The sequence below is a fragment of the Candidatus Omnitrophota bacterium genome (assembly GCA_016929445.1).
Taxonomy (GTDB): domain Bacteria; phylum Omnitrophota; class Gorgyraeia; order JAFGIU01; family JAFGIU01; genus JAFGIU01.
The window spans coordinates 1-10,462 of record JAFGIU010000008.1; the positions used below are offsets into that span (position 1 = coordinate 1).

The window sequence follows — 10,462 nt, forward strand, 5'->3', positions numbered from 1 at the left end:
GGCAAAAGATGCCGGAAACGACCGGTACTGCTGCGTTGTGCTCTCTCGGCCGTCCTCACCGTATCGCACCGGATACGCCTGCGGGGTCCTCGGTCGCACGTCTTGCATTACCGGTCCTTTGCGTCCCTTTTGCTCGAACTCTCATGCAATATCCGGGCTAAACCTTTTCGACGGAACGTTTGGCAAAGGCGATCATGAAATCCCGCAATTTTTCAACACCCTCTGCCGGCATGGCATTGTAGATCGAAGCGCGGATCCCGCCCACCGAGCGGTGCCCCTTCAAGTCGGTCAACCCCTCTGCCAGAGCGCCTTCCAGGAACTGCGCCTGCAAGTCGTTGTCCGAAAAGCGCCAGGTGACGTTGACCTTGGATCGGCACTCGGGTTCTGCGTGACCGATATAGAATCCATCGCTCTGGTCGATAACCTCATAGAGCATTTGCGATTTTTTCTCGTTGATCAGGGCGATCTTCGAGATGCCGCCGACTTCATCCTTGAGCCAGTCTGTGACGAGCTTCAGCACATAGATGGGAAAGACCGGAGCGGTGTTGTAAACTGAATCATTTTTGACGTGCACGGAATAGTCCAGCATAGAGGGGAGACCGGCGGGAATCTGTTCCAGAAGGTCTTCGCGCAAGATCACGACCGTCACGCCCGCAGGTCCGGCGTTCTTTTGCGCACACGCATAAATCAAACCGTACTTCCTGACATCAATGGGCCGGCTCAAGAAATCCGAGGAAGCATCGCAAACAAGCGGGACCTTGCCGGTATCCGGCTCCGATTGCCATTGCACACCCTGAATGGTTTCGTTGGTAGTGATGTGCACGTACGTGGCTTCGGGATCGAGTTCCAGCTCATTGGCCTTGGGGATGCGCTTGTAGTTTTCATCCGCGCCGTCCCAGGCAATCCGCGTCTGGCCTTCTTTCCTGGCCTCTTTAATGGCCTTATCGCCCCAAGTACCGGTCAGAATATAGTCGGCAGGCGCGCTTTTTTCGCGCAGCAGATTCATGGGCACCATAGAAAACTGCAGGCTTGCCCCTCCGTGCAAGAAGAGGATCTTGTAGTTGCCGGGGATATCGAGCAGCTCGCGCAGATTGGCATCGGCTGTTTGAATAATTTCTGTAAAGGCCTTGGAACGGTGGCTGATCTCCAAGATAGAGGCCCCCACGCCCGGAAGGCACACCAAATCCTTCTGGGTTTTTTCTAATACAGAGAGGGGGAGGGTGGCCGGTCCGGCCGAAAAATTGTAGACGCGGTTTGACATGGCTGCTGCCTCGTTCTAATTTTAGGGGTTGCGTAAGACGGGGCGGGCCCCGTGGAAAGCCCAATCTTAAGGGATCAGGGGGAGGAATTCAAGGGTGTCGCTCGGGTGTCAAGCACCTAGGCCGAACACCCCGGTCAACCAGAACATGAGCAATTCAGAATGAGCCTGCGTCATCGAATACTTATTGCGGGAGTCGGGTTTCTCGGCAGGCCCCTGGCCACTGCTTTAGCGGAGCAGGGCCATGAGGTTTGGGGCTTGAGCCGCAGCGGACAAAGCCTTCCCGGGGGAGTCCGGCCCGTGATTGCGGATTTGACGGATGCCCGGAGCCTTCGGGATTTGCCTGCGCCTTTGGACTACGCTGTATTTTGCGCTGCCCCGGACGAGCCGGACGAGGCAGCCTACCGGGCTCTTTACCTGGATGGAACCCGGAACCTGGTCCGGGCTCTTCGAGAACAGACCCCGGGTCTGCGGCGTTTCTTCTGTGTTTCCAGCACGGGCGTTTACGGCCAGGCAAACGGCGAATGGGTGAACGAAGATTCTGTGACAGAGCCCAGGCGGTATCAGGGCCGGATTGCTTTGGAAGCCGAAGGAGTGGCGCGCGGGCTCGGTTCCAAGACAACGATTCTGCGTTGCGGCGGTATCTACGGTCCGGGCCGGTCTCGGCTTATCCGGCGCGCGTGGGCCGGAGAGCTCAGTTATCTCCGGAGCCCGGAGGTCTATACCAATCGAATCCATTATGAGGACGCATCACGAATTGTGGCTCATCTGATGGGTTTGGAAGCTCCGGCGGATTTGTATTTGGCGGTGGACAAGCACCCGGCATCCCGCAGCGAAGTGTTCTGCTGGTTGGCCGGACAGCTCGGCGCCCCTGCCCCTAAAATAGTGGAGGCCGAGAACAGGGATTGCTGTGGCTTTGATACGAACAAGCGTTGCAGCAACGAGCGCCTGCTTTCCACAGGTTACAAATTCAAGTATTCGACGTATCGTGAAGGATACAAAGAATTGATTGGGTGTCAGGCCCCGTAGTCCGCCATTGCGGGCCGCAGGGGAAGCAATTTGTGCGGAACAAAAATCGCTTCATTCCATTCGCGATGACGAACGCTGCACGGGCGTGACGACCCGCCATTGACGCTCGACCAGTCAACCAGGAAATGAATCCGGTGAACACATTCAATGTATTGGAATACAACATCTACCTGGGCGGGGAGCAGCGCATCGAGGTTGAGGAGGACCGCACCAAGCTTTTGCGCAAAGTCATGCGCCGCGTCAGTCCGGATCTTCTGGTGCTTTTGGAATGCAATGGTTGGGAGAAAAATAATTGCGCGCTGTTCCGCGACTATGAACGTGCATTGGGCATGAAAGGGCACTTGGCTGCGGGGGGGGATTTCAGTACCGCGTTGATGGTTTCAGGCCGGGTCAAGGTGCTTTCCTTTGACTTTGATCCTAAGCCCTATTGGCATTTGGTGATGGACGCGTGTTTGGAGACAGAAGGTTTGGGAGAGTTCCAGGTCTTGGCGTGTCATCTGCACCCCTTTTCTCCGGCGGAGCGCGCTAGAGAAATGGAATTGATCTTGTCCCGTGTCCGGCCCGGGACCGAGGCCTTGATCTTGGGCGATTTCAACGCCATTGGTCCCACCGATGCCAAACTTCCCGCCGATATTCCCCAAACCTTCCGCGAACGCTTTGTGACCGGCGGCGTGATCGACACCCGTGTCTTCAGCTTGCTGGATGCCCAGGGCTATGTGGATCTTTACCGCAAATGGCATCCTAAGGAACCCGGCTACACCATCCCCACTGCGCTCATGCGCAATCCCTTATTTGAAGGGACCCGTTTGCGTTTGGACTACATCTTTGCCGGCCCGCAACTGGCCCGGCGGCTCCAGGATATCCAGGTCCTCGAGAGCGAGGAGACGCAGCGTGCCTCCGACCATTTTCCTCTTCTGGCCGAATTCCGGCTCTCTGACTAGAATATGCAAGTCGGTGTGGAGCCTGATACCCGCCGGAAAGGAGCTCCAATGAGGCACGGATTTCGGGGTATTGCGTTCTGGGTTCTGGGATTGGGGATTGCCGCAACTGCGGTTGCCCAGGTGGAGCCGGTCAAGGATTTGCATACGGCACTTAAGGATATGGCTATGGCGAGGGAGGCCCTGGAGTTGGAATCCGGTGTTTTGGAGCCGGACCCGGACTCTATTGACTCCTGGGTCGAGTTGGCCGTGGCTCATGCCGAAGCCATTAAAGATGCCACCATGGCCGTGGAGCTCCAGGCCTATGAAGGAAAAAACACCTTTCGCTCCAGCATGCGCATTGAAACCTCGGTGCGGCGGCAATGGGAATTGCTCTCTCAATTCGCGGATGAGTTTTTAGGGGAGGCGGAGTACAACCGGGTCTCGGCTGATCTCTTCACAGCCAGAATGCTTCCTGAAATTGCTCTTGAGCGTTTGCAGCAGATCAAACAGGGATCGCCGGTTTCACTTGAAGTCGATATCTGGCAGCGCGCGCGTGTGCCCGAAGGTTCGGTAGGATTCGCCGGAGGGCTCAATATCCAAAGTACCGGGACTTATCAGCCGGGCACGGGATTGTCCAAAGAGGTCGGGGGAATCGGCGTCAAAATTGATCAGTAGGACGGAGAAAATGGCATCCAATACAGAGACCTTTGATTTGCTGCCGGGACGGGTACTGGCTCACAAATATCGCATTGTGGAAAAGGTGGGCGTAGGTTGGGAAGGCGAGGTCTATCGTGTCCTGGAACTTAAGACCGAGATCGAGCGCGCGGCAAAGCTTTTTTACCCGGAGCGCAATGTGAAGGGCAAGGCGGTGGTGCGCTATGCGCGCAAGCTCAACCGGCTTCGCAGCTGCGATATTTTGGTGCAGTACCTGCACTATGACGAGACCCTGATCCGGCGCCGGACCATTGCCTTGCTGGTGTCCGAGTACGTGGAGGGGCAACAACTCGGGCAATTTATCCGGCATTGCCCGGGACGGCGTATGGGGGTCTTCGAGGCTCTCAATGCGCTCCACTCTCTGGCTAAGGGTGTGCAGGCCATCCATGCGCATGGGGATTATCACGGAGATATTCATACGGACAATATCCTGGTCAAGCGCGCGGGCGTCGGGTTCCACCTCAAGCTGATCGATTTTTATGATTGGGGGCGGTCCACGCGCGCCAACCGGCAGGAAGACGTTCTCAACCTTTTGCAGGTGCTGTGTGAAATGCTGGGGGGTTGGAAACGCTATAACAGTTTTCCTCCGCAGGTCAAAAAAATCTGCAGGGGTCTGAAACGGAACTTGGTGAGCCAGCGCTATGATGGCGCCGGAGACCTGATCGAGGCCCTGGATGCCTTGGAATGGGATGTGGAATGAAAGACAAACCGGCTTATTTGATATTTGACACGGAGAGCATTCCGGACGGCCGTTTGCTTGCCACAGTCAAATACCCCAAGGATAAGCTTTCCTCCGAGGAGGCTATTGCGCGCGCCCAGCAAGAGGCTTTGGACGCAACCGAAGGCAAAAGCAATTTTTTGCCCGTTACCTTTCAAATTCCTGTGGCCATTGCCGTGGGCAAGGTGGATAAGAGTTTCCGGCTTACGGAGATTGTCAATCTCGATGCGCCCAAGTATGAGCCGCGCAAGATGGTAGCGGATTTTTGGGCTGGGGTTGAGACCTACGCCAGTGTATTGGTAACCTTTAATGGACGCCAATTTGATCTGCCCCTTTTGGAGCTGGCCGCCTTTCGCTACGGAATTCCCGCAGTCAATCATTTCACAAAGCGATACGGTACGCGGGACCGCTACGGCAAGATGCACTTGGATCTTATGGAATGGTTCAGCAACTATGGTGCGATTTGGCGTTTTACCGGAGGCCTGAATCTGGTCTCCAAACTCCTGGGAAAACCGGGCAAGATGGAGACCACCGGCCAAATGGTTTATGACATGTATAAGGCCGGGGAGCTCCAGGAGATCAATCAGTACTGCATGTTTGATGTGCTGGATACTTATTTTGTATTTTTGAGGACACGGGTTTTGGAAGGGGCGCTGGAGCTGGCGGAAGAACAGCGCATTGTGGCCCAGACCCGTGACTGGCTGGAGCAGCGCGCGCAGAGCGCTCCTCACTTGAAACTGTATTTGGAGAACTGGGGGGAGTGGTCTCCGTGGCCATGATCCATACGATGCCCGGGTTTATCGTGGACTTAATTAAAAGAGGTAAAGCATGATTATCGTGACAGGGGGAGCGGGTTTTATCGGTAGTGCCATGGTTTGGCAGCTCAATGAAATGGGCTACAAGGATCTGTTGGTGGTTGATAATCTTGGTTCTGCGCCGGGCAAAAAGAAAAATCTGGAGGGCCTTAAATATTCGGACTATCTCCACAAGGACGAGTTTCTTAAGAGGGTGGAGAAAGGAAAGGCTCTCAAGGGTGTGGAAGGGATTTTTCATATGGGGGCCTGCAGCTCGACTACCGAGCGCGACCTGGAGTATCTCAGACACAATAATTTCGAATACACCCGGGTGCTGGCTGAGAAGTGCCTGGCCGGGAATGTCCGGTTCATCTATGCTTCCAGCGCCGCGACCTACGGCAACGGAGAGCAGGGCTATGCGGACAGCGACGAGCTCATTCCAAAACTTAAACCCCTCAATCCCTACGGCCAGTCCAAGCAGGACTTTGATCTCTGGGCCTTGGAGAACAAAGTGCAGAACAAGATGGTCGGGCTCAAGTTTTTTAACGTGTTCGGCCCGAATGAATACCACAAGAACGATATGCGCAGCATGGTGCACAAGGGATGGGGGCAAGTGAAAAAGACCAAAAAGCTGGGACTGTTCAAGTCGTACAAGCCGGAGTACAAAGACGGCGGCCAGCTGCGCGATTTTGTTTACGTCAAGGACACCCTCAAGGTCATGCAGTTCTTTTGGGAGCATCCGGAGCTGGGCGGAATCTACAATGTGGGGACCGGGAAGGCCCAGTCCTGGAATGATTTGGCGGCTGCGCTTTTCGGCGCCTTGGAGATTCCGCTCAAAATCGAATACATTCCCATGCCCGAATCCATCCGCAACCAATACCAGTACTACACAGAGGCTGATTTGAGGAAGCTCCGAAGTGTGGGCTGTGATATAGAGTTCTTACCCCTCTCCGATGCGGTGGCCGATTACGTTAAGAATTACTTAGAAACCGAGAAGCCTTATCTCTAGGATTACTTTCCTCGACACCGAGACCGTCGACTACGGCGATATCTCGTTAACGTCACTCCGTACTCTCGGCGAATTTACCCACTATGGGAACACCACCCCCGCGGAGATTTCGGAACGTATCCGCGACGCCGAGCTGGTGATTACCAACAAGTGTGTTTTTGATCGGGCAGTTTTTGAATCCGCTCCGCAACTCAAGCTGCTGTTGATCGCGGCCACGGGCGTGAACAATGTGGACTTGGAGGCGGCGCGTGCCTCGGGCTGCCAGGTGCGTAATGTGGCCGGGTATTCCACGGATGCGGTTGTGGAGCGCACCTTTGGATTTCTCCTGGCGCTCGCGGGGCACGCGGCTCACTATGAGCTCGCGGCCAAGGACGGGCGTTGGTGCGCTTCGCCGCATTTTACTTTGCCGGGCCCGGCCATTATTGAACTCAAGGGCAAAGTTTTGGGAATTGCGGGCTACGGCACGATCGGGCAGCGTGTGGCAGAGATTGCCCGGGTTTTCGGGATGAAGGTTTGGGTTGCGGCGCTGCCGGGGCGGGACTATTCTCCGGAAAAGGGTTTGGATCGTAAGCCCTTGGACGCGGTTCTCCGGGGTTGCGATTTTCTCACATTGCATTGCCCCCTTTCAAAACAGACCCAAGCTTTGTTGGGAGAAAATGAAATCGCGCGGATGAAGCCCACGGCTTACCTGATCAACACAGCGCGCGGGGGGATTGTGGACGAGCTTGCTTTGCTTAAAGCCTTGGAGCAGGGGAGGATTGCAGGCGCTGCCGTGGATGTTCTTTCGCAGGAGCCGCCGTCTGAGGACCAACCTTTGTTGGGCGCGCCCAATCTTATCCTTACACCCCATGTGGCCTGGGCCAGCCGCGAGGCACGGCAAAGACTCGTCGACGAGATCGCGCTCAATATCGAAAGCTATTTTCGCGGGGAAGATCGAAACCGGGTGGCTTGAGTCTGACACCAAAGTCAAATGTTCGCCGGCTCCTCGAAAAGAACAGTCGACAAATACCTCTCTCCGGAGTCCGGCAGAATCACCACGATTGTCTTGCCTTTGTTGGAGGGTCTCCGCGCAAGCTGCAGAGCGGCTGTCACCGCCGCGCCGCAGGAGATTCCGCAGATAATGCCTTCCTTTTTGGCGAGCAGGCGCGCGTTTTCAATGGCCTCCTCATCCTGCACCTGAATCACTTCATCGACTAAGGAGAGGTCCAGATTTGCGGGCACAAAGCCTGCGCCGATTCCCTGGATTTTGTGAGGGGCCGGTTTGAGCTCTTCTTTGGCCAGAGTTTGGGAAATCACCGGGCTCTTGGCAGGCTCCACAGCGACGACATGGATTGCTTTCCCCTGGGTTTTCTTGATATAGCGGGCAATCCCGGTGAGTGTCCCGCCCGTGCCCACGCCGGTGACGAGAATATCCACTTCGCCTTCCGTATCCTCCCAGATCTCGGGACCGGTGGTTTTTTCATGGATTGCCGGGTTTGCGGGATTGTCGAACTGGGCGGGCATAAAGTACTTCTTCGGGTTTGAGGCCGCAATCTCTTCGGCCTTGGCGATAGCCCCGGGCATGCCTTTGGGGCCCTCGGTCAGAATGAGTTCCGCACCAAAGGCCTTGAGCATGTTCCGGCGCTCCATACTCATGGTTTCGGGCATAGTGAGAACCAGGGGATAGCCGCGTGCTGCGCACACAAAGGCCAGGGCGATTCCCGTGTTGCCGGAGGTGGGTTCGACCACAGTGATGCCCTCTTTGAGCTTTCCTTTCTTCTCCGCATCCCAAATCATGGCGGCGCCGATGCGGCACTTGACCGAATAGGCAGGATTCCTGCCTTCAATCTTTGCCAGGATTGTGGCCTCTGCGCCTTCTAGAATACGGGTGAGGCGGACCAAAGGGGTTTTGCCGATGGTGAGGGAGTTGTCGTCGAAAATTTGGCCCATGAGAGGCTCTCCTTGAGTTTTAGGGGCGGACACAATAAGAGAGTTAGTATATCCAATGCTTTGGGGCAGTCAAGGGATATTCCTATTGTTGACCAAGTTACCTATGATTGCCGGTGCCAGGCACCGGTGCCAGGCACGGGTGCCTGGCACTGTGAAACGAGGTGAGCACTACGCAACTCACTGGACTCCAAGGGGTTTTCTGCGATAATAACTACGACAGCCTGTCCCGGACTGTTTCAAAGGGGGGGGAATGGCCAGAATTCTGGTAGTGGATGATGAAGAGACTCTGTGCGATTTTCTTGGTAACTTCTTTTTGAAGAAGGGGTGTGAGGTTTCCAAGGCAAACAACGGGGAGCAGGCCCTGCAGGCGATCGACAAATCAGAACCGCATATGATCCTTTTGGATATGCGGATGCCTGGGATGTCGGGTATGGATGTGTTGCGTACGCTGCGGGAGCGCGGCCAGGAGATCCCTGTGATCGCCCTTACGGCCGTTGACAATGATATGGTGATGGATGAGGCCAAGCAGTTCGGCGTGATCGACTATATCACTAAGCCTTTTAGTCTGGACCAATTAGAAGATTTGGTCCTTTCGCGTTTGGCAGGTCTGCTCGGCTGAACTCTTCAAATGAGACACACCTACTTGAGACTGTTGCCACTTTGGGTTGCCTGTCTCGTGCTCTTGTGCGGGCCTTCATGGTCACAGCAGTCGGATTCCAACGTGAGTTCCAAGATCGCGGATCCTGGTAGCGATTCCCATCCTGCTCAGGGTGCGGATCGCCTCCAAGGTGTGCAGGGGCAGGTGAGTACGCCAGTCCCGCTCGATTTCTGGGAGTTACCGGATGAGGATCGAGCCCGCATTCTCGGCGAAGAAGAACTCCAATCTTTCCAATCCCTCAGCCATGAGGAGCAAGAAAAGCGTATTTTTCAGCTCCGTGCCGAGCGCTCCCTGGAGCAGGTGAAGCGTATGCAAGCCTTCCAAGACAATCTCCGCCAGGTCCAACATCAGCAGTCCCAGCAGCTGGAGCAAATCCGGCGCGTCCAGCAAAACGAGATCAACGAGCAGGCTCAGCGCATGCGCGAAATGCAGCAGCGCCGCCAGGAACTGCAGCACGAGCAGCGCCAAAGAATGATCCTGGACCAGCGCCGGCAGCAAGAACAGCTGGAAAAGATGCGCGGCCACACGATGTAGCGGCTCTCTCCGTTGACCCCCTTTCCGGCCCCATGCTATAGTGGGGCTTCTTCAAGGGCGCTTTGCCCTTCCCGTTTAATAGTGAGATCCCGACAGCCATGATCGAACGCTACACGCACCCTGAAATGGGCCGGATTTGGACCGATAAGCACCGCTTTGAAGTGATGCTCCAGGTCGAGATTCTGTCCTGCGAAGCTCTGGCCCAGCTCGGGGAAATCCCCAAAAGCGCTTACCGCGAGATCAAATCGAAAGCGGATTTCAACGTTGCCTCCATCCAACGCATTGAGGAAAGGACCAAGCACGATGTGATTGCCTTTGTCACGGATGTGGCCAAGCGCATCGGCCCGGCCGGCAAGTATGTGCACAAGGGCCTGACTTCAAGCGATGTGCTGGACACGGGCCTTTCCGTGCAAATGGTGGAGGCCGCGGATCTGCTGCTGGCCAATGTGGATAAGTTACTCAGCGCCTTGGCCAAGCAGGCTGTGCGCCATAAAGAAACTGTCATGGTGGGCCGCACCCACGGTGTGCACGCGGAGCCCACGACCTTCGGTCTGGTCCTGGCTCTCTTTTACGATGAAATTATGCGCCAGCGCGAGCGCCTCGAGCGCGCCCGCGAAACCGTGCGCGTGGGCAAAATCTCCGGCGCGGTCGGCACCTATGCGCATCTGAGTCCTCGAGTCGAGGCGCATGTGTGCAAAGGCCTGGGTCTGAAGCCCGCCAATATTTCCAACCAAGTGGTGCAGCGCGACCGGCATGCTGAATATCTCTGCACCCTGGCTGTGATCGGCGGAACCTTGGACAAGATTGCTCTGGAGATCCGGCATCTGCAGCGCACCGAGGTCCTCGAAGCAGAAGAGCCTTTTGCAAAAGGCCAGCAGGGCTCCAGCGCCATGCCCCAC

At 56.0% G+C, this 10,462-nt stretch carries 12 protein-coding genes; 10 read left to right on the top strand and 2 right to left on the bottom strand.

The features are described 5' to 3' along the window. Positions 1-157: 157 nt before the first annotated feature. Positions 158-1,261 carry a 3-phosphoserine/phosphohydroxythreonine transaminase gene (gene serC / locus JW937_00960; protein ID MBN1585982.1) on the bottom strand — a complete coding sequence of 368 codons (1,104 nt, stop codon included), beginning with the start codon at positions 1,259-1,261 and terminating at the stop codon, positions 158-160. Between the two features lie 159 nt (positions 1,262-1,420). Here serC and JW937_00965 point away from each other — a divergent pair, with 159 nt between their 5' ends. From JW937_00965 to JW937_00995, 7 genes are all read left to right on the top strand, one after another. Then, a complete protein-coding gene (locus JW937_00965) occupies positions 1,421-2,287 on the top strand; it encodes an SDR family oxidoreductase (protein MBN1585983.1) in 867 nt (288 codons plus the stop codon). A 134-nt stretch (positions 2,288-2,421) separates the two neighbouring features. Next, positions 2,422-3,228 carry an endonuclease/exonuclease/phosphatase family protein gene (locus tag JW937_00970; protein ID MBN1585984.1) on the top strand — a complete coding sequence of 269 codons (807 nt, stop codon included), beginning with the start codon at positions 2,422-2,424 and terminating at the stop codon, positions 3,226-3,228. Positions 3,229-3,276: 48 nt separating this feature from the next. Then, a complete protein-coding gene (locus JW937_00975) occupies positions 3,277-3,882 on the top strand; it encodes a hypothetical protein (protein MBN1585985.1) in 606 nt (201 codons plus the stop codon). A 10-nt stretch (positions 3,883-3,892) separates the two neighbouring features. After that, positions 3,893-4,621, top strand: coding sequence for a protein kinase (locus JW937_00980; protein ID MBN1585986.1), 729 nt, complete (start codon positions 3,893-3,895; stop codon positions 4,619-4,621). Next, on the top strand, positions 4,618-5,418 hold the full coding sequence (locus tag JW937_00985; protein MBN1585987.1) for a 3'-5' exonuclease: 801 nt from the start codon (positions 4,618-4,620) through the stop codon (positions 5,416-5,418). Before JW937_00980 ends, JW937_00985 begins: the two co-directional genes overlap by 4 nt. Before the next feature lie 49 nt (positions 5,419-5,467). Beyond that, positions 5,468-6,442 carry an ADP-glyceromanno-heptose 6-epimerase gene (gene rfaD / locus JW937_00990; GenBank protein ID MBN1585988.1) on the top strand — a complete coding sequence of 325 codons (975 nt, stop codon included), beginning with the start codon at positions 5,468-5,470 and terminating at the stop codon, positions 6,440-6,442. Further along, positions 6,435-7,394, top strand: a complete 960-nt coding sequence (locus JW937_00995) for a D-2-hydroxyacid dehydrogenase (GenBank protein MBN1585989.1) — start codon at positions 6,435-6,437, stop codon at positions 7,392-7,394. The genes rfaD and JW937_00995 overlap by 8 nt, the downstream gene beginning before the upstream one ends. A 14-nt stretch (positions 7,395-7,408) precedes the next feature. On the opposite strand, the gene cysK is transcribed toward JW937_00995, so the two are convergent. Next, the gene (cysK, locus tag JW937_01000) at positions 7,409-8,371 is read right to left on the bottom strand and encodes a cysteine synthase A (protein MBN1585990.1); all 963 of its coding nucleotides are present in this window, start codon (positions 8,369-8,371) and stop codon (positions 7,409-7,411) included. A 250-nt stretch (positions 8,372-8,621) separates the two neighbouring features. Between cysK and JW937_01005 the strand changes: the two genes are divergently transcribed. The 3 genes from JW937_01005 to purB all read left to right on the top strand — a co-directional run. Then, entirely contained in the window at positions 8,622-8,990 is a 369-nt protein-coding gene (locus tag JW937_01005; protein ID MBN1585991.1) for a response regulator, read from the top strand. A gap of 102 nt (positions 8,991-9,092) precedes the next feature. After that, a complete protein-coding gene (locus tag JW937_01010) occupies positions 9,093-9,563 on the top strand; it encodes a hypothetical protein (GenBank protein ID MBN1585992.1) in 471 nt (156 codons plus the stop codon). A 98-nt stretch (positions 9,564-9,661) separates the two neighbouring features. Beyond that, positions 9,662-10,462 (top strand): adenylosuccinate lyase (gene purB / locus JW937_01015; protein ID MBN1585993.1); only part of this gene is annotated, 801 nt, incomplete at its 3' end.